Below are 17,047 nucleotides of genomic sequence, written 5' to 3'. Positions count from 1 at the left end.
ACGTCACGCTAAGGGCGACACCTAATGTAAGGCATTGAGGAAGCGCCCGTATTCCTCGCTCACCTCCCTCGCCTCAACGAACGTCCGTGCGCGCTGTTCATCGACGCAACGGAAATAGTCTTGAACATCAGCGATGTAGGTTTCGAAATCCTCCCGGATCAGATCAGCGTAGGTCCGCATGTCGTCTTGGGACTGGGGTAGGAACGGTCGCTCGGGCGGGACGCAGGCATGCGCCTGACCAGCCACTACGAAAGCAGTGATCAACAGCAGAAAGGGAATGTTGCGCGCACAAGTCATGTGCAGGGCAAAACTCCTTTGCCGCCTTTAAGATCACCATGTTGTCGGCTATCACTGTTATTGGAGCAAGGCGATCTTCGTCAAGTCGTTATTATTGTCTTGCTATCATTTATGTTGTTTTGTATCGCTCACGGTGTTGCGACCCCGTGGGCCTGATACTGCATCCAAGCAGAACAAGGACCCAAGGGAAGGCCATGATAGAAGAAGCCCCGAATGTGGTTACGGAAGACGGAATGCGCGGCTTGCTCGCCGAAGGCTACCTCATCGAGGTGGTCTGCAAAGAGGGAGCAGAGAAGCGCCATAACAGCTGGTACGGCTCGTGGGTCATCCGCGCTGTCTCGGCTGATGGACGTGATGACAAAATGCTCGTCACCAGCCGAAGCGTCCTCAAGTTGCGTGATTTCAAAACCATTGTTGGCCTTGTCAGCTTCCTGGCTGACATGGGCTGCACAACCGCCAGCATTCCGCTCGAAGAGGGTGGTCGGATGCGTCACGCCGCTCCCGGTCATACATCCGGGCCGCAAAACGGAGCGGCCCCGGTCAAGGATAGCTGACCGCGCATTTGCGCTCGTCGTTGCTTTGGGTACAGGTGTTTGTTCCGCACCCCCGGCCCTGGCCGACGGTTTCATCTTCTCGGTTGGTCCGGATGGCCGACTGAATTCCGTCTCTGATGACGCGAGTACCCTGCGCTCGTTCTCCGAGACCCAAGAGGCGACAGATCGCCTTTTTCTCTTCGCAGAACCACGTGGCCCCGAAGCAGTCACTGAGGTGGCGATCCCGGCGCCGCGCGCCGTTCGCGCTTCCCCTGATGTCCTGCAAGCCATTGAGGTCACCGCCCTGCGATATGCAGGCCATGGCGCTCTGCGTCGCGCGGGGCTGTCAGTCACCGACTGGGCGCTCTTCTACCGCGCAAATATTGAAGTCGAGAGTGCCTACAACCCTGCAGCGCGAAGCCCTGTTGGAGCCATCGGCCTCGGACAGCTCATGCCGGGCACAGCAAGCGACCTTGGCGTCGATCCCCACGATATCGCGCAGAATCTCGACGGCTCGGCGCGCTACCTTTTGATGATGCTCGACCAGTTCGGCGACGGATCATTAGCCCTTGCCGCATATAACGCAGGCCCCGAGGCGGTCACGCGCCATGGCGGCATCCCCCCTTTTCGCGAAACCCAAGGGCATGTTGCCCGTGTGACGGCCGTGTTTCATCGGCTCAGAGGAGATCTTTCATGACGTCCAAGAACCTTCAAAGCGTGCTCCGCACGCGGGCCCTTGTCGCGCTCGGCGCGATGGCCCTCATCGTGCTGGCTGGCCCCGCACTTGCCCAAAGCATCGACCTCTCGCCTGTGCAGACGCTGCTGCAGGGCATCGTCGATGCGATCACCGGTCCCTTGGGCATCGTGATCGGCACACTGGCGCTCATCGGAGTGTTCCTCTCCTGGCTCTTTGGCATCCTCGATTTCCGCCAAGCGCTCTGGGTGGTTGTGGCCATCGCGGGCATCGCCGCAGCCCCAACCATCGTAGCCGCGATCTGGACGACCTGAGTTCATCCCATGTCTGACCAGTCCCGCGTATTCATCGGCCTTCTCAGGCCACCCAAGCTGATGGGCCTGCCGATCATGTACGCCATGGTCTGGCTCTTCGGCTCAACGCTTCTGTTCCTCTGGGTGCAGAGCTGGGTGGTGGCCGTCTTCGCGGGGCTGGCCTGGCCGGCGCTCTGGAAGGCCGCGGACTGGGATCCGAACTTCCTCGATGTTTTGATGACCACGTTGCAGGAAACTCCGCCGACAAAGAACCGCAAGCTCCACGGAGGCGACAGCTATGCCCCGTGATGGAATTGCAGGCCAGGATGCAGACGCACTTGATCCGCTGACGGCGCTGCCCGCATGGGTCAAGGGCGAGAAGCGGCTCTCGACGATGCTGCCCTACGTCAGCCTCGTCACCGACCGCACGATCCGCACGCGCGGCAACGAGTTGATGCAATGCATCCGGCTCGAGGGCGTGAACAGCACAACGAGCGAGGACGCCTATCTTGACCGGATCGGCGGGCTTCTGGCCGGGATCGTCGCACAGGTCGGGACGGCGTTTTCCTTCTACCTGCACAAGGTCTCGAAAGCGGTCGATGTGACCTTGCCGCCCATCCCGGGCGAGGGGTTCGCCACCGTCATCGACCAACGCTGGCGCGCGCATCTTGGCCGCTCAGGCTTACGCGACAAGACCCTGACCCTGACGGTCCTGAAGCGCCCCGATACCGGCAGCCGTCTGCCGTTCGGTCTGGGAGCGTCGCGCGCGCGCCTCGCGGCCGACACGACCCGCCGGCTCCGGAAGCTCGACGAGGTTGTGGGGTTTCTGCTGTCGTCCTTCGACGAACTTAAGCCCCGATTGCTGGCCGCGAGCACCGGCGAGCTTCTAGGCTTTCTCGGATCACTCAACACTGGCGAAGAGCATCCGCTCTTCCCGCGCTCGGCCCTTGGCGTGATTGCCGAAGACGTGGCCAATACTCGTGTCACCTTCCGCGGAACGACGATCGCGCTTTCAGATGGCGCCGTCGGCGACAAAGTGGGCGCGATCTTTGCGGTGAAGAACTACCCCGCCAAGACCGACAGCCTGATGCTCGACGAGCTGAACCTGCCCGTCGACATGGTGGTCACGCATTCTTTCGTGCCGATCAACGCCAACATCATGGCAGGCCGGATCAAGCGTCAGCTGCGCCTGATGCAGGCCGCCAATGACGGGGCCGTCAGCCTCGCGCAGGAACTGGAACTCGCGCAGGACGATCTGGAATCCAAACGTCTGATCTTTGGCGAGCATCACATGACAGTGGCGGTCTATGCGCGCACCCAAGCCGCTCTCGACGATATCGCGGCCGAGATCCGCAACATCTCTGCCACCTCCGGGATCAACCTGATCTCGGAAGCCTTCGGGGCCCGGGCGCATTTCATGGCGCAGCATCCCGGGAACACCGGTGCAAGGAGCCGCAAGGCCGCGATCACGAACCACAACTTCGCCGATCTCGCTACCTTCCACCGTACCCCGCTCGGTAAGACGGCCGCGCAAGTGCCTTGGGGCGTGCCCATCACGCTCTTTCCGACACCCGAGCGCAGCGGGTTCCGCTTCAACTTCCATGAACAAGGCGCACCGGATCGCGAGCCCACGGGTGGCCACACGCTGATCCTCGGCCGCCCCGGCTCGGGCAAATCCGTGCTGGCGGCTTTCCTGATGACCATGGCCCGGCGCGCAGGTGCACGGCTTTTCGTCTTCGACTATCGCGCCGGCATGGAAATGGCCGTCCGCGCGCTTGGCGGGAGCTATTCGACCGTGCGGGCCGGACGGCCCACGGGGCTCAATCCCCTCCAGACGGAGATCGATGCCCGCGGTCAAGCCTGGCTTGCCGACTGGCTCGCAAGCCTCCTCGAGCGCCGCGACCGGCCCCTGACCCCTGTGCAGACCAATCGTCTGCAAGAGGTCGTGCGCCAGAACGCCAGCGCCGGGAACGCGGGCCTGCGGAACTGGTCGGACTTCGCCTCGCTCCTCGTCTCGACCGATGACGAGGGCGACCTCTTCGAGCGGATGCAGGAATGGACGGCAGAGGGCCGCTACGGCTGGATCTTCGGGGCGAACGCAGACGACACGTTCCAAATCGGGGGCAGCACCGAGGCTGACGTCGCGGGCTTCGACCTGACCGGCATCCTCGATTCCGAGAGCGAGCGGGAACGCATGGCGGTCCTGTCCTACCTCTTCCGCCGCGTCGAGCGGGTGATCGAGGACCGCAAGCCCACGATCATCGTGATCGACGAGGCCTGGAAGGCGCTCGACAACGCGTATTTCGCGGAGCGGCTCAGCAACTGGCTGGTGACGGCCCGCAAGCAGAACGCAGTCGTCGTGATGATGACGCAGTATGCAAGCCAGCTCGAACGCACTCGCACCGGCAAGACCATCGTGGAGGCCGTGCCGACCCAGGTACTCCTGCCCAACATCCGCGCCTCGGCCGCCGACTACGCAATGCTCGGCCTTAGCGACAAAGAACTCGACGTGCTTCTGGGTGTCGGCTCCGCCTCTCGGTTGGCGCTTGTGCGCGATGACCGCGGCGCGGTGGTCATCGATGCCGATCTGAGCGCCCTTGGCCCCCTCGTGACCATCCTCGGCGGAATGGAGAAGGGCGAGGCCCTCGTCGGCCCGGATTACCGCGACCGCCCTGATTTCTGGAGAGTGACATGACCCGTACCATCACCCGCAGCGCAGCACTTCTTGGCCTTGGCCTGACCCTGACCGCCTGTGCGCAACATGGGCCCCGTCAGGCCAACTGTTTCAACTTCCGCGACGGGCCCGCGCAGACGGCGACCGCCACGACCACGATTTCGACCATGGGCGCTGAGGTGACGCGCCGCGACACGGCTTGCGACTTCGTCCTGCTGGGGGCGGGCGGCTAAGCGCATGCGGACCTGGCTTCCCCTCTCGTTGATCGGCCTTGCGCTGGCAGGTCCCACTGCGGGACCAGCCGTCGCTCAAGGCGTGCCCACCTTCGACCTCCGGCTCTTTGCCGAGCGGCAAGCAATCCTCGAGCAGACCGATCGGGATCTGGCGCTTCAGCAAGACCGGCTGACCCGCGAGGAAGAGCTGGCCGAGATCGAACGCCAGCAACTCGCCTCGCTCGAGGGGTTGATGGATGCAATGTCCCTCGGCTCTGGTGATATCGCGGGCACCGTGGCTGGACTCGAAGCGGGACGAGGGGCCGTGGGCAATGTCGAAAGTGCGGCGGCCAGTCTCTATGCGCCGGAGGACAACAACCCGGCTGCGGCCCGGATGTTTGGCGATGCCCGGGAAGGGATCGAGGAGTTGATCATTCGCGCGGCCCGCGACACCCATAGCCTGCCGGGCGTAAGCCGCACGGGGCTCTCGCTCGTTCAGTGGCGTTGCCTCCTGCAAGCCCTGATCTGGCAGGAAAGCCGCTTCCAGATCGGGGCGCGCTCACCCGTGGGAGCGTTCGGTCTCACACAGATCATGCCCGGCACCGCAGGCGATCTCGGGATCTACCCGGCCTATTACGATGACCCCTACCTGCAGGTCACCGGCGGCGCGCGTTACCTCGCGCAGATGCTGAACATGTTCGATGGCAACATCATCCACGCACTCGCGGCCTATAACGCGGGCCCGGGCAATGTGCAGAATTACGGTGGCGTGCCGCCCTTCGCGGAAACCCAGCATTACGTCGTGGTGATCCCGCAGCAGTACAACAGCTATCTCGCTGCCGTCGGTGGCATCGATGCCCTGGGCACCATCGACCCGGTCCTTCTGGCGAACGCGAACTTCAGCCTCTCGGCCCATGGGGCAGGCGTCTATGGGGATTATTCGCTGGTCTCGGTCCAGGCGGCCGCCTTGCGGGTGCAGGACATCATCACCCGCATTGGAGAGACCGATGACCTGCATGAGGCGATAGCGCTCAACACCTATGCCCGGGCAGAGCTGGCCAGGCTGGTCGCTATCCGGACCCGGATCAAGGCCGCCCACACCCAGCCGCTCAGCGAGGAACAACTCGCCATGGCCGCCGCCCAAGCCGCCGAGCGGCAATACATGAACTTCAATCAGGAGAATTTGCAGTGATCCCGCAATTTACCCGTTCCGTTTTCACAAGTGCGGCGGCCGCAGCACTTGCTTTCGCTGTCAGTGGGCCTGTCGCCGCACAGGGCGTTCCCACGGTCGACACCCAGAACATCGCCCAGGAAATCCGCCAACTTCAGCAAATGTTACAGGACTTCGGGCTCCAAACCGATCTCCTCGACAATGCCCTCGAGCAGCTCGACATGCTGCAAAGCCAACTCGATCAACTGAACGAGATGTATGCCTCACTCACCGGACCGCGCAGCATCCTCGGCCTTGCGATGGGCGGGGATCTGGACAACCTGCTCGAGGCGAATTTTGAAGATATTCCCGGTCTGATCCGGGGCATCCAGGCGGGCGACTGGAGCAGCCTCATCGGCCCTAATGCAGGCCCGATGCGCACGCAGATGGAAGCGGCGCTGGCAAGTGCCGGTTTTGACGAAGATTCCCTGCGCGAGATTGCCACCAGCGGCAGTCCAGGGGCGGAAGGCGTGGCCACCCGCGCAACCACAGGGGCCGTCATGTCCGCCGCTGCCCATAACAGTCATGCCGAGGCCGAACAGTCCCTCGAGCGGGTTGAACGTCTGGTCGAGATGATCCCGGACATGGAGGATCTGAAAGCCTCCATGGACCACAATACCCGCGTTACAGCAGAACTCGCCATCGCCATGACACGCATGTGGGAATTGGAAGCGATCCAGACCCTCGGCGCGGGCAATGCAGGCGTGGTCGATGCCGCCACCGTTGCCGAAGAGCGCCGGTACATGGACTTCACCCTACCGGAACTTCGACCATGAGTGGAGGAGTGGGGATGAACACACGCGAGCTCGTGGAGGAGGAGCTTGTTTATGGTGCCCTGCGCCGTGAACAACTGTGGAGAATGATCGGTCTCGGTGGCGCGGGTTTTGGCGCGGTGGGCTGTCTCGCAGCCGCAGCTGTCGCGCTGATGGTTGAGGCACCGCCCCCAGTCGTTGTGCCCTATGATCCGGCAACAGGCATGGCACTCCCGAACGCCAGGGTCGAGACTGCGTCCCTCGCCGAGCGACCCGCCGTCATCGAGGCGCAAATCTACCGCTACATTTATGAGCGCGAGACCTACAATCAGCTCGACAATGATCTGCGTGTGCGCCGGGTTCTGGCACAGTCATCCGGTGCCGCCGAAACGAGCATGCGCGCAATATGGACGTCCGGGCAGGAGAACTATCCGCCGACGCGGTACGGCACATCAGCTGAAATGGCCGTCGAAATCGCCTCGATCACACTGATCGGCGAAAACCGTGCGCAGGTGCGCCTCAGGAAACGCTTGACCAGCCCGCAGGGTGTGCAGGACGGATCGTTTACAGCGACGCTGATGTTTGCGTTTCAGCCCGAACGGACCCGCTCAATCGATGATGTCTGGCAAAACCCCTTCGGCTTCACCGTCACCCAATATGCAATCCGATCGGACCGTTCCGAATGATCCCTTTTCCCGTTCATGCCTTTTTCATCGCCGGCGCGTTGGCCCTGGCGGCTCCCGCCGTTCTTGCCGAGACCACACCGCGTCCGGGCTCTCATGACAACCGCGTTCGGGTCGCCACATGGACCGAAGGGCAGGTTTACCGTATCGTCACCACCCTGACCCGAGTGACCACCGTCGAGTTCGGCGAAGGTGAGACCATACGCTCGATCATCGCGGGCGACACGGTGGGATTCCAGTTCGACGGCGTCCCCGGCGGCCGCGCCTTTGCCATCAAGCCCGCGGCCTCGGGCGTAGCGACCAACATCACGGTCTATACCAACCGCCGCTCCTATTACTTCCACGTCGTTGAGGCGCGCGAGACACCACATTATGTGGTGCAGTTCCGCTATCCTGAAAACCGCGTTCAGCCTACCCGGGCGGTCGCAGCTGAGGCTCCCAACGCGAACTATGCGGTCAGCGCCCGGGAAGAGTTCACGCCAACAGCCATCTGGGATGACGGCACCTTCACCTATTTCCGCTTCGCGCGGAATGCGCCGGTCCCGGCGATCTTCCGGTATTCCAATGGCAGGGAGCGGGCGGTGAATAGCCAGGCCCTGAGTGATGGCGTGATCCGCGTCTCCGGCGTGAACCGGCAATGGGTTCTTCGCTTGGGTGGAGCTGTCGTCTGTGTTCAGGACGCTGGGAACGAGGCCACATCATGAGCCAGGATACCGAAGATCTTGCCGCACGGCTTGCGGCGCTTGAGGGCACCACCGCTAAAGCACGGGCAAGCAAACGCCCATCATCGAGCGCTGCAATCCTTGGGATTGCCGGTCTCGCGGCGTTCGGTGGTCTCGCCTGGGCTGCCCTGCAACCGTCCCCGGATGCTCCAATGGTGACTGCGGCCCCCGAGGAGTTCCAGAACTCTGGGCCCGGCTTCGGGGACCTGGGACGCCCACCTGTAGCACAGCCAGCACCGACGCCTCCGGTGGAGACCGGTCCGACCGAATCCGAGCTTGCGCTGATGGAAAGCCTTGCAACTTTGCGGGCCGAACTCGAAGAAATGCGGGCACGCCCGACTGAGACATCGGACAACGGTGCTGAACAGGCCATCGCAGACCTCACGGCTCAGATCGCTGCGCTGCAGGAGGGCTCCGCTGAGGCACAGCGCACGCTGGAGCGTCAGTTGACCGAACGCGACCGTGAACTGGACCAACTGCGCATGGACCTTGAGGTCGCGCGCCTGACCCCGCCCGCGCCGACGGATCTCGGCCCCAACGAGGAGGAACTGCGGCTGGCTGAACTTGAGCGCCGACGTGCCGCTGAGGCTGAGGCGCGAGCAGAACGGATTGCGTCGCCCATGATCGCGTTTTCCGGGATGGGGGCAGGGACAGACCGCGAAAGTACGATTGAAGCAGCGCGCTTGAATGCCGATGAAGCCTTCGTGCGCGCCGGTGCGCGACCCGCGCCCGTCACGCGCGCTGAGGTGATTGTGAACCCAACGAACACGGTTATTCAGGGCACCATGATCCAGGCGGTGACCGAGACCGCGCTCGACAGCACCCTGCCCGGTGCAATTCGCGCCATTGTCTCCGAAGATGTCCATTCCTTTGACGGAACGCGCGTCCTGATCCCGCGCGGTGCGCGCCTGATTGGGCGATACCGCTCCGATGTGGCGCTGGCACAGTCCCGGGTTATGGTGGCCTGGGACAGGATCATTCTGCCTGACAACCAGACAGTGGAGATCAGCGCCTTCGGCGGAGACGAGCTTGGCCGCACAGGCACCACCGGTTTTGTCGAGACTCGCTTTGCGCAGCGCTTCGGCTCTGCCGCGCTGATCTCGTTGATCGGTGCCCTGCCAGCTGCCGCAGCGGGCCAGATCCATGACGAGGCGGCTGCCGATGTCGCCAGCGATGTCGGCTCGGACCTGCGCGATAGCACCCAAAGCGTGATGCAGGATTATCTCGCGATCCGCCCCGTGATCCATGTCGATCAGGGCACGCGGATCACGGTCATGGTTGACCGCGACCTGGAGATCTTTTGATATGGCGGCGAGCTATCTCGAAGCCTCGCTCGACAGGCTTGGCGCGCCCGTGCAGCGTGACGACACGATCGAGATCTGCATCAATCCGGACGGGCAGGTCTGGGGAGAGTTCCAGGGTGATCACTTTATGCAGGGGCTCGGCACCCCGCTCACCCAGACCGAGATCAAGGACCTTGGCAACCAGATCGCCTCGGCCGCCTCAACCACGCTCAGCACCAAGAAGCCAATCGTCTCGGTATCGATTCTCTATCGCGAACGTCCAATCCGGGCGCAAGTCATTCAGCCTCCCGCAGTTGAGGGCGGGTTCTCGATCTCGCTGCGCTTTTTCTCCTCCCTACCTCTGGAGGCGATTCAGCTCGGCTTTCTCTATGGCAAAGAACGCAGCCTCGAAGGCCTGCGCCGAGAGAGGAACGCCGCGTTACGCGATGTGGTGGCATCGGGTGACATCGACGCCGCCCTGCGGTTTTGCGTCGAAAACAAGCTCAACATGATCGTCTCGGGCGGCACTTCGACAGGCAAGACGGTCGCGGCGCGTAAGATCCTCTCGCTGATCCCACCCCAGGAGCGGATCATCACCATCGAAGAAGCGTCCGAGTTGCGCCCCGAACAGCCGAATGCCGTGACGTTGATCGCCGACCGTGATGCGGATGCCCGGAGTGCCGATGTACTTTTGGCCTCGACCTTGCGCATGCGGCCCGACCGGATCGTGCTAGGCGAGGTCCGCGGGCGCGAAGCCATGACCTTCCTCGAGGCTATCAACACCGGCCATGGCGGATCGCTGACCACGCTCCACGCGGAGACCCCGCAACTGGCCGTGCGCCGCCTCGCCATCGCCGCCCTGAAAACTGATGTGCCGATGACCTATGCCGACATGATCGATTACATCGAGGGCTCAATCGACGTGATCATCCAGGCAGGACGTCATGAAGGCGCGCGCGGCATCACCGAGTTTTTTCTCCCGGGCCAATCGAAGGATTTCAGCCTCGACAGTATCAACGGCAGAGGCAAAAAGAACGCCTCTGTCGCCGCCGAATAGAAAAGGAATACCCTCATGCGAAAGCACATCGCAGTACTCGCGCTTGCCTCCCTCGCGGGGCCAATTGCTGCCCAGACCTCCCCGCAGGTCACAAACGATCTCACGATCAACATGACGCCCCAACAATACCGGATTTGCAATGATCGCCCAGCACGACCAACTTGGATGGACGATATCAACCCGCGCGAGGCCTACAAGGCAACCGCGCTGATGGAGCTATATGAAATCCGGACATGGGAGGCGATCATGGCAACCGGAGACTGTGGGTGCGACGTCCGGTTCCCTGCTTGGGATAGCGTCGATGGCGAATACCATGAAGCATATGCAGGCTATACCCAGGCTGAGCATTCAGCGCTTCGTCGAGACTGGATCGCAATGCGCAAGCAGCTTGAGCCGCAGGTTCGCGAAATCTGCGAAGCCCAAGGTAACTGGTAATGGGCGTCGTCAGCTGGATGGTCGGAACGGCCGACGGGTTCCTTGCCGATGCAGCCGAGTCCCAGTTCGGGGCTGTGGCAAGCAATACCGGCACAATCGTCCTGCTGATGGTCACGCTCTCACTGATCGGCGTTTGCATCAACATGGCCTTCCAGTTCCGCAGCATGGATGGCGCGAGCTTCTTTTGGTACTTGATCAAGTTAACCTTGATCGGGCTCTTCGCGTTCAATTGGACGAACTTCAACGCAGTCGCGAATGCCGTCATTGGCGGCTTGGACTACGTGGCTGGCGCGCTGGTGTCCTCGGTTGGAGGGGGAGGGGCTGGAGCCACACACTTCGCTGGCGAATTCGATATCCTGATCGAGAAGTTCAGCCAGTACCTGAATGCAATCGGCAGCAACCTAAATTGGATGACCGGCGCGATCCTCGGTGGGATCGGCCTCGTTATGCTTAGTCTGCTCGGTTTCATGACAGGCATCGTGCTGATCTTCGCCAAGATGATGCTGACACTCATGCTTGGCCTCGCACCGATCATGATCGCGCTGTCGCTTTTCGATGTGACCAAGGATTTCTTCCATAGATGGGTTTCGACCACAATCAGCTACGCCTTCTACCCCATCGTGATCGCAGCCATGTTCTCGACTGTGGTCGGCATGGCCAACTCACTCCTTGCCCAGATCGGCGACCCGAATTCCGCGACCAACATTGGCTCGCTCGTGCCATTCTTTGTGATGGTGTTCCTGGCGAAAGGCTTTGTCGCGGCAACACCCCTGATCGTGCGGGGTATCTCCGGGAACCTGATGGTGGCCGCTGCACCCGCGATCGTCAGCGGGTCTGCAGGACTGCTGCGGGGGCTGGTCAATACGTCCGGCGTTCAGGGCAGGGCTCGGATCGGCGCTCTCACGACAGGTGAGGCGATCGGGCGCGGGGCAGTGCAGACGCCTGCTGCAGTGCGGAGCGCTGCGGCGACGGCAAGTGCACAGGTGGTCAGGATAGCAGAAAGGGCAAAGCGGTTGGGGCGATAAAACGGGACATCAAACCGCCTTTAGGTCATGCTATTCAGGTTTAGCTAAAGACGGGTGCCGCCCGAATTGACGTTGAGGTCGGAAACCTTTCTGCCGCTTCGCAACATCGAAATGCAATAAAAAGGGCGTCATCCCTAGATGAACACTGAATTAGTCCTCCAGTCAACAAAGACGCCTATGTGCGATTGTTGAGATCACTAAGGGCCCGTCCTCTTGAGAGCACTATAAACGCTCTCCTTGTTCGCTAGGATAATGTGCTGCGTGCGCGGGTCTTCTCCCTCAGGATCACGCAGCAGCCCCAGCCTCTTGAGTACATAGAACAGCATGCAGGACCGCACTGACATAACAGCTTTGCCGTTTTGCATGCTGTAGTCCTTCGCCACCACCATTTTTTGACCGTCGGTGAGCAAGGGGTGCGGCATGATCTCAACAGAGACAAACTCGTGCCAAAAAACGTCTTTTTGGCGGTCCGTCCCAGCCTGTTCCGGCAACCTTACGTCTAGGATACGGGGCAAGAGGAAATCCTTGAACCTACTTTCAATGTGACAGTAGGCCCTCGCGTGCCAGCGGAATCCATCGAAGCCGAACGCATGCGGCGAAATGCGGCGCCACACAGGATCGGGGCGCTGACGATTCATTGACTGATATAGAATCTCAAGCGATAGCTCATCACGCACAGCATTAAGGATCGAGCGCAGGACCACAGCATCGACGGCCCGATGAGGCGTCAAGGCTACGTCCGAGTCTGGCTCGTGGCCAATCCAAGATTCGCCGGACTTCGTCCAGCCCTCTGCCAGTCCCCGAAGGCGGGACAGATAGACATCAGGATCCGGTTGAAGGAAGCGCGGAACAAAGTGTGCTGAGGCGACGTACCGCTTGGCACTCTTATCATATTCGACGTTACCCGGCGCTCGCCCCTGATAGAGCGTCAGGTCCTTCGAAGCCTGCGGCACTGACACCCCAAACATTCGCATGATGTCCGCGCGATTTATGCCGCCCTCCCAGAGCAGGCGGAACTCGATGAACTCAAGCCTCTGTTCGACGCCCCATCTCATGCCGGGGATTTCGTAGTTCATGTAGCCTCACATATGGGGATAGTAACTATATTGACAGTGAAACGCGATGCGTATAGTTTCTTATCCTGTAATGAAAGATTCGTCAACGGGCACGAGGAACGCAGCATGAGCCGCGAACATGTCAATCACGCGGACTTGGTCCGCTTCGCGGATGAGCGCGTCAACCTGAAGCGGGAGGACGCAGTCGACCTGCGCGCGCAGGCCAACCGGTTGCGCGACCGGCTCGAAACTTATCTTGCCGATCATCCGGACTTTGCCCTACGCAAGATGCTGCTGTCGGGCAGCCTCGCCAAAGGTACCGCTCTGAAATCGATCAGCGATATCGACGTCGGCTGCTACGTCTCATCTGACTCGGCCCCAGAAAAGATGACGGACCTGGTCGACTGGCTTGCGAAAAAGCTTGAAACTGCCTTCCCGAACTTCAAGCCCGAGCAGATCAGTCGCAAGACTTACTCGGTGAGTGTCAACTTCATCACCACCGGCAATGAGGTCGACATCGTCCCGATACTATATGCCGGTGATCCGCAGTGGCGCGGAGATCTTGTCTCGCAGGATACCGGCGAGCGGTTGATGACGAGCGTGCCGATGCACCTCGACTTCATCCGCAAGCGCAAGGCGGCGAACGACAAGCATTACGCCCAAATTGTTCGTTTTATGAAGTTCTGGAGTCAGCTAATTAAGCAGCAGGATGAAAATTTCCGGTTCAAGTCCTTTATGATCGAGTTGATCGTCGCCTATCTTGCAGATCGCGGGCTCGTTCTCAGCGACTACCCGTCGGCGCTCGCGAAAATTTTTGCGTTCATCGCCAACGACGACTTCGAAACGGCCATCGCGTTCGCCGACTATTATGACCCCAAGTCCTGCACTGCCCAAGGTGGCCCCGTGCGCATCTGGGACCCGGTCAACAACAAGAACAATGTCAGCGCCCTTTACACGGTGCAGAACAAGGACCGGATCGTCGACGCCGCTTTGGATGCGGGTGACGCCATCGATTCCGCGCTGCGCGCCGTCACCAAGGGGGAAACGGTGCGCTACTGGCAGAAGATTTTTGGGCCCACTTTTCATGTGTGAGGGATCATGAGCTCCTTTTCGTATACGGACACCGAAGCCTTCACGATCGCCCATGCCAAGCGCATCGGCTCAAAGGTGGCGACCGACCTCGTGCGGTTCAACTCGCTCTACAACGGCGTTCCATCAACCGCCACGATCGACGATTACGAGAAAGAAATCGTCGAGTTTCTCCGCCACGACGTGGTCTCGTCGGTGATCTACGGCTTTAAGCGGGAGGGCAAGTGGACCGAGGCCACGGTTCGATACCGCGCCCTGCCGGGCGGCACGCTGGTCACCGACGATGATCCGGGCAAGATCAGGCCGCGCCTCGATATTGCGGGTGCCAGCTTCACGTCGTTTCTGGTCCACAACAATAACTGGAGCAGCAAGAGTGCTGCGGAGCGCGAGGCCATAGAAAGTGCCTGCCCTTTCCGCCGGTCTTCAGGGACTGAGCCGCCGCTGGAATCGGGATACTGGTCCGACGATCTCAACTATTTCGCTGGCGGACGAGGCCTCGGACGCAGCACTGTGAGGAAAACATGAGTGAACCGGTTTCAATCGACGATCTGTTCGATAGGCGGCTCGACTTCCCAGACATAGGCGCGGCGCGGCGGCTGGCGCGGCTTGTCGGCATTGACGAAGCCAAGACGCGTTTGACCAAGGTTCTCGGCGTCCTAGTCAACCCCACTGGGCCGCGCGACTGGGCGGGAAAGCACCACAAAGGCGCAGCGACTGCCCTCGACTATCTGGAGCGGCGTCCCCCGCTGGTGATCCTGGCGGGCGATGTCGGCACGGGCAAGACTGCTTTGTCAGAAACCGTTGGCGATGCCGTCGCAAGGCAGGAAAAGATCGGCGTCACCCTCTACCCGCTGTCGCTGGCGACAAGAGGTAGTGGACGGGTCGGCGAAATGACGAAGCTTTTGTCGGCGGCGTTCGATGCCACGCTCAGCGCCGCCGAGAAGCTGAAGCGCTCTTCCGGCAAGGCTTCGGGCGGGATCATCTTTCTTGTGGATGAAGCCGATGCGGTCACCCAAAGCCGGGAGAACGCGCAAATGCACCACGAAGACCGGGCGGGGGTGAATGCCTTTATCCGCGGTGTCGACCGGCTGGCGGAAAAGCAACTGCCTGTAGCCGTGGTCCTCTGCACGAACCGCATCACCGCGATCGATCCGGCGGTTATGCGCCGTGCCGCAGAAATCTTCGACTTCGGCCGGCCGGGCGAAAAACAGCGCCGTGCAGTGATCGAGGAGCCGCTGACCGAACTGGGTTTCAGCAGCGCCCATATTGATGAGATCGTCAGATTGACGGCGGGCGGCAAGGATGGAGTCGGCTTTACCTTCTCTGACCTGACTCAGCGTCTGCTGCCAACACTCATTCTCGACGCCTACCCGGACAAGCCGGTCCGGTTCGAGCGCGCGGTAGAGATTCTGCGCACCATGCAACCCACGCCGCGCTTTCGCGAAGGCAAACCATCATGACGCAGGCCGTCGTTGTCGCACGCGATGGCGCGGCCTATCAAGCACGCCTCTTCTGGCAGAAGGCGGCGCTGCTTCTCGACCCCCAAAGCCCCATTTCAAAAGTGGGCTTTGAGAGCGGCCCGAGCGGGTTCGATGACATGTGGGTCGAGTATGACCCGCCTTGCCGTGATCAGTTTGGCAACCCGCTGTACCGCGAACACATTCAGTGCAAATGGCATGTCACGCCCAACACTTATGGCTATGCGAGCCTTGCCAATCCGGACTTCCTGAATGCGACCGCCCGGTCCTACCTCCAGCGCGCGCTGGCGGCACAACGCCTGCACGTTCCCGCCAGAGGAGGCACACGTTTCAAACTCACCAGCAACTGGCGCATCGATCGCGAAGACCCGCTCCGTGCCCTGGTCAACGAACGCTCTCATACGTTGCGTGTTGATAAGCTCTTTGGAACGAAGACCGACCGCAGTGCCATGGGCGAGGTCCGAAAGCTGTGGCGCGAACATCTGGGCATCACCGAAGACGAGTTGCGCCTGCTGACGTGTACACTGGCTTTCACTGAAACGTCAGAATCGCTGGACGGCCTGCGTGACCTTCTTGACATTCACTTCAAGGCCGTGGGGCTCAGGCGGAGCCCAGCCAGAGAAAGTGCCTTTATCTATGACGAAGTCGTTTATCAGTGGGCAAGCCAGGGCCGCCTCGAATTCACACGCGCAAACTTCCGCGGACACTGCGAAAAAGAGAACCTCATCGGCGAGCCAGGCGAGGGCCGTCCCCGCATCTACGGGGTCAAATCCTTCGAGCATCCAACGGATCGCCTCGAAGACCGCTGCCCGAAAGTGTTGAATCTAGTTCCAGACTTTCTTGACCGGCAGATTAGACCTGAAGCGGATTGGCAGCGCACAATTTACCCGGCGCTCAAAGACTTCCTTCTTGGGGCCGCAAGGGAGACCGAGCGGATCAGGCTTATCCTGGATGCGCACCTCACGCTGTCCTTTGCCGCCGGGTCGGTCCTTAATATCAAGTCTGGGCGCATGGTTGAGCTGGAACAGCGCACCGTGGGCCGTGCCGTCTGGTCCCCTGACGATCAGCCTCTTGACCCTGCCTGGCCGACATGGACGTTCGACAGGGTGGAAAGCAGTGCAGACAGCGTTGGAATCATTGTCACCGTCAGCCTGACTCATGATGTGGCTGCCGCTGTTGCTCGGTATGCAGCAGCGTCGCTGCCGCCATCTCACGAAACGCTCCATGCGCGCATCGCGCCGGGACCGGGGGCAAGAGCGGTTGCCTGCGGCCATCACGCTTTCCAGCTCGCGGAGTCCTTGACCGCCATGATCAAGTCCCTCCGCGATACAGCGCCTGGGCAACGAATTCACCTTTTCATGGCTGTCCCCGGGGCATTTTCCTTCTTCCTCGGCCAGCGCGCTGTCGCTATCGGCCCCGTTACCTTGTACGAGTATGATTATGATGGTTCCAATGGCTCGTCTTACGAGCCGTCACTGTCCCTGCCGCTGCCATCCGCGCGATAGTCACCATCCCGCCCGGGGGTGGTACCCTAATGGACGGTGTCACAAAACTA

At 61.2% G+C, this 17,047-nt stretch carries 20 protein-coding genes; 18 read left to right on the top strand and 2 right to left on the bottom strand.

Annotated elements, in window-relative coordinates; all coding sequences use genetic code 11:
* Positions 1–21: 21 nt before the first annotated feature.
* Positions 22–297 (bottom strand): hypothetical protein, encoded by a 276-nt coding sequence (locus tag ACEN2R_RS11120; protein WP_442042178.1) that lies wholly within the window; start codon positions 295–297, stop codon positions 22–24.
* 194 nt (positions 298–491) lie between these two features.
* Here ACEN2R_RS11120 and ACEN2R_RS11115 point away from each other — a divergent pair, with 194 nt between their 5' ends.
* The 14 genes from ACEN2R_RS11115 to ACEN2R_RS11050 are packed head-to-tail and all read left to right on the top strand — an operon-like array spanning position 492 to position 11,870.
* Entirely contained in the window at positions 492–851 is a 360-nt protein-coding gene (locus ACEN2R_RS11115) for a hypothetical protein (RefSeq protein WP_090271406.1), read from the top strand.
* Positions 844–1,527: a lytic transglycosylase domain-containing protein gene (locus ACEN2R_RS11110; protein WP_442042281.1), complete on the top strand. Its 684-nt coding sequence runs from the start codon at positions 844–846 to the stop codon at positions 1,525–1,527. Before ACEN2R_RS11115 ends, ACEN2R_RS11110 begins: the two co-directional genes overlap by 8 nt.
* Positions 1,524–1,838 (top strand): TrbC/VirB2 family protein, encoded by a 315-nt coding sequence (locus ACEN2R_RS11105; protein ID WP_114293694.1) that lies wholly within the window; start codon positions 1,524–1,526, stop codon positions 1,836–1,838. The genes ACEN2R_RS11110 and ACEN2R_RS11105 overlap by 4 nt, the downstream gene beginning before the upstream one ends.
* Before the next feature lie 9 nt (positions 1,839–1,847).
* Positions 1,848–2,126 (top strand): type IV secretion system protein VirB3, encoded by a 279-nt coding sequence (locus ACEN2R_RS11100; RefSeq protein WP_442042176.1) that lies wholly within the window; start codon positions 1,848–1,850, stop codon positions 2,124–2,126.
* The gene (locus tag ACEN2R_RS11095) at positions 2,116–4,512 is read left to right on the top strand and encodes a type IV secretion system protein B4 (protein ID WP_442042174.1); all 2,397 of its coding nucleotides are present in this window, start codon (positions 2,116–2,118) and stop codon (positions 4,510–4,512) included. The genes ACEN2R_RS11100 and ACEN2R_RS11095 overlap by 11 nt, the downstream gene beginning before the upstream one ends.
* Positions 4,509–4,724: a hypothetical protein gene (locus ACEN2R_RS11090; protein ID WP_442042172.1), complete on the top strand. Its 216-nt coding sequence runs from the start codon at positions 4,509–4,511 to the stop codon at positions 4,722–4,724. The genes ACEN2R_RS11095 and ACEN2R_RS11090 overlap by 4 nt, the downstream gene beginning before the upstream one ends.
* A 4-nt stretch (positions 4,725–4,728) precedes the next feature.
* A complete protein-coding gene (locus ACEN2R_RS11085) occupies positions 4,729–5,895 on the top strand; it encodes a lytic transglycosylase domain-containing protein (RefSeq protein WP_442042170.1) in 1,167 nt (388 codons plus the stop codon).
* The gene (locus ACEN2R_RS11080) at positions 5,892–6,689 is read left to right on the top strand and encodes a type IV secretion system protein (protein WP_442042168.1); all 798 of its coding nucleotides are present in this window, start codon (positions 5,892–5,894) and stop codon (positions 6,687–6,689) included. Before ACEN2R_RS11085 ends, ACEN2R_RS11080 begins: the two co-directional genes overlap by 4 nt.
* A 14-nt stretch (positions 6,690–6,703) precedes the next feature.
* Complete coding sequence (locus ACEN2R_RS11075; protein WP_296428617.1) at positions 6,704–7,351, top strand: type IV secretion system protein; 648 nt, start codon at positions 6,704–6,706, stop codon at positions 7,349–7,351.
* A complete protein-coding gene (locus ACEN2R_RS11070; protein WP_442042166.1) occupies positions 7,348–8,052 on the top strand; it encodes a TrbG/VirB9 family P-type conjugative transfer protein in 705 nt (234 codons plus the stop codon). The genes ACEN2R_RS11075 and ACEN2R_RS11070 overlap by 4 nt, the downstream gene beginning before the upstream one ends.
* Entirely contained in the window at positions 8,049–9,374 is a 1,326-nt protein-coding gene (locus ACEN2R_RS11065) for a TrbI/VirB10 family protein (RefSeq protein ID WP_442042164.1), read from the top strand. The genes ACEN2R_RS11070 and ACEN2R_RS11065 overlap by 4 nt, the downstream gene beginning before the upstream one ends.
* A 1-nt stretch (position 9,375) precedes the next feature.
* Positions 9,376–10,410: an ATPase, T2SS/T4P/T4SS family gene (locus tag ACEN2R_RS11060; protein WP_442042162.1), complete on the top strand. Its 1,035-nt coding sequence runs from the start codon at positions 9,376–9,378 to the stop codon at positions 10,408–10,410.
* A gap of 15 nt (positions 10,411–10,425) precedes the next feature.
* Positions 10,426–10,845: a hypothetical protein gene (locus ACEN2R_RS11055; RefSeq protein ID WP_442042160.1), complete on the top strand. Its 420-nt coding sequence runs from the start codon at positions 10,426–10,428 to the stop codon at positions 10,843–10,845.
* A complete protein-coding gene (locus ACEN2R_RS11050) occupies positions 10,845–11,870 on the top strand; it encodes a type IV secretion system protein (RefSeq protein WP_442042159.1) in 1,026 nt (341 codons plus the stop codon). Before ACEN2R_RS11055 ends, ACEN2R_RS11050 begins: the two co-directional genes overlap by 1 nt.
* 197 nt (positions 11,871–12,067) lie before the next feature.
* Here ACEN2R_RS11050 and ACEN2R_RS11045 read toward each other — a convergent pair whose 3' ends face one another.
* Positions 12,068–12,946 carry a WYL domain-containing protein gene (locus ACEN2R_RS11045; protein ID WP_442042157.1) on the bottom strand — a complete coding sequence of 293 codons (879 nt, stop codon included), beginning with the start codon at positions 12,944–12,946 and terminating at the stop codon, positions 12,068–12,070.
* A gap of 105 nt (positions 12,947–13,051) precedes the next feature.
* Between ACEN2R_RS11045 and ACEN2R_RS11040 the strand changes: the two genes are divergently transcribed.
* From ACEN2R_RS11040 to ACEN2R_RS11025, 4 genes are read left to right on the top strand one after another with little or no spacing between them, the layout of a single operon-like run.
* Entirely contained in the window at positions 13,052–14,017 is a 966-nt protein-coding gene (locus ACEN2R_RS11040; protein ID WP_442042155.1) for a CBASS oligonucleotide cyclase, read from the top strand.
* A gap of 6 nt (positions 14,018–14,023) precedes the next feature.
* Positions 14,024–14,539 carry an HORMA-1 domain-containing protein gene (locus ACEN2R_RS11035; protein ID WP_442042153.1) on the top strand — a complete coding sequence of 172 codons (516 nt, stop codon included), beginning with the start codon at positions 14,024–14,026 and terminating at the stop codon, positions 14,537–14,539.
* Positions 14,536–15,474, top strand: coding sequence for an AAA family ATPase (locus tag ACEN2R_RS11030; RefSeq protein WP_442042151.1), 939 nt, complete (start codon positions 14,536–14,538; stop codon positions 15,472–15,474). Before ACEN2R_RS11035 ends, ACEN2R_RS11030 begins: the two co-directional genes overlap by 4 nt.
* Positions 15,471–16,997, top strand: a complete 1,527-nt coding sequence (locus ACEN2R_RS11025; RefSeq protein ID WP_442042149.1) for an SAVED domain-containing protein — start codon at positions 15,471–15,473, stop codon at positions 16,995–16,997. Before ACEN2R_RS11030 ends, ACEN2R_RS11025 begins: the two co-directional genes overlap by 4 nt.
* Positions 16,998–17,047: the final 50 nt, after the last annotated feature.

Origin of the sequence: Pseudogemmobacter sp. W21_MBD1_M6 (assembly GCF_052119585.1) — a bacterium.
GTDB lineage: Bacteria > Pseudomonadota > Alphaproteobacteria > Rhodobacterales > Rhodobacteraceae > JBGQOJ01.
The sequence above is the reverse complement of the archived record's forward strand: the minus strand, read 5'-3'. Positions and strand labels throughout refer to the sequence as shown.

Excerpts from the sequence above, each read along its gene's own strand:
- ACEN2R_RS11060 (WP_442042162.1), top strand. The coding sequence starts at position 9,376 with ATGGCGGCGAGCTATCTCGAAGCCTCGCTCGACAGGCTTGGCGCGCCC.
- ACEN2R_RS11120 (WP_442042178.1), bottom strand. The coding sequence starts at position 297 with ATGACTTGTGCGCGCAACATTCCCTTTCTGCTGTTGATCACTGCTTTC.
- ACEN2R_RS11030 (WP_442042151.1), top strand. The coding sequence starts at position 14,536 with ATGAGTGAACCGGTTTCAATCGACGATCTGTTCGATAGGCGGCTCGAC.
- ACEN2R_RS11055 (WP_442042160.1), top strand. The coding sequence starts at position 10,426 with ATGCGAAAGCACATCGCAGTACTCGCGCTTGCCTCCCTCGCGGGGCCA.
- ACEN2R_RS11115 (WP_090271406.1), top strand. The coding sequence starts at position 492 with ATGATAGAAGAAGCCCCGAATGTGGTTACGGAAGACGGAATGCGCGGC.
- ACEN2R_RS11045 (WP_442042157.1), bottom strand. The coding sequence starts at position 12,946 with ATGAACTACGAAATCCCCGGCATGAGATGGGGCGTCGAACAGAGGCTT.
- ACEN2R_RS11085 (WP_442042170.1), top strand. The coding sequence starts at position 4,729 with ATGCGGACCTGGCTTCCCCTCTCGTTGATCGGCCTTGCGCTGGCAGGT.
- ACEN2R_RS11040 (WP_442042155.1), top strand. The coding sequence starts at position 13,052 with ATGAGCCGCGAACATGTCAATCACGCGGACTTGGTCCGCTTCGCGGAT.
- ACEN2R_RS11095 (WP_442042174.1), top strand. The coding sequence starts at position 2,116 with ATGCCCCGTGATGGAATTGCAGGCCAGGATGCAGACGCACTTGATCCG.
- ACEN2R_RS11070 (WP_442042166.1), top strand. The coding sequence starts at position 7,348 with ATGATCCCTTTTCCCGTTCATGCCTTTTTCATCGCCGGCGCGTTGGCC.
- ACEN2R_RS11105 (WP_114293694.1), top strand. The coding sequence starts at position 1,524 with ATGACGTCCAAGAACCTTCAAAGCGTGCTCCGCACGCGGGCCCTTGTC.
- ACEN2R_RS11050 (WP_442042159.1), top strand. The coding sequence starts at position 10,845 with ATGGGCGTCGTCAGCTGGATGGTCGGAACGGCCGACGGGTTCCTTGCC.
- ACEN2R_RS11065 (WP_442042164.1), top strand. The coding sequence starts at position 8,049 with ATGAGCCAGGATACCGAAGATCTTGCCGCACGGCTTGCGGCGCTTGAG.
- ACEN2R_RS11035 (WP_442042153.1), top strand. The coding sequence starts at position 14,024 with ATGAGCTCCTTTTCGTATACGGACACCGAAGCCTTCACGATCGCCCAT.
- ACEN2R_RS11075 (WP_296428617.1), top strand. The coding sequence starts at position 6,704 with ATGAACACACGCGAGCTCGTGGAGGAGGAGCTTGTTTATGGTGCCCTG.
- ACEN2R_RS11025 (WP_442042149.1), top strand. The coding sequence starts at position 15,471 with ATGACGCAGGCCGTCGTTGTCGCACGCGATGGCGCGGCCTATCAAGCA.
- ACEN2R_RS11100 (WP_442042176.1), top strand. The coding sequence starts at position 1,848 with ATGTCTGACCAGTCCCGCGTATTCATCGGCCTTCTCAGGCCACCCAAG.
- ACEN2R_RS11090 (WP_442042172.1), top strand. The coding sequence starts at position 4,509 with ATGACCCGTACCATCACCCGCAGCGCAGCACTTCTTGGCCTTGGCCTG.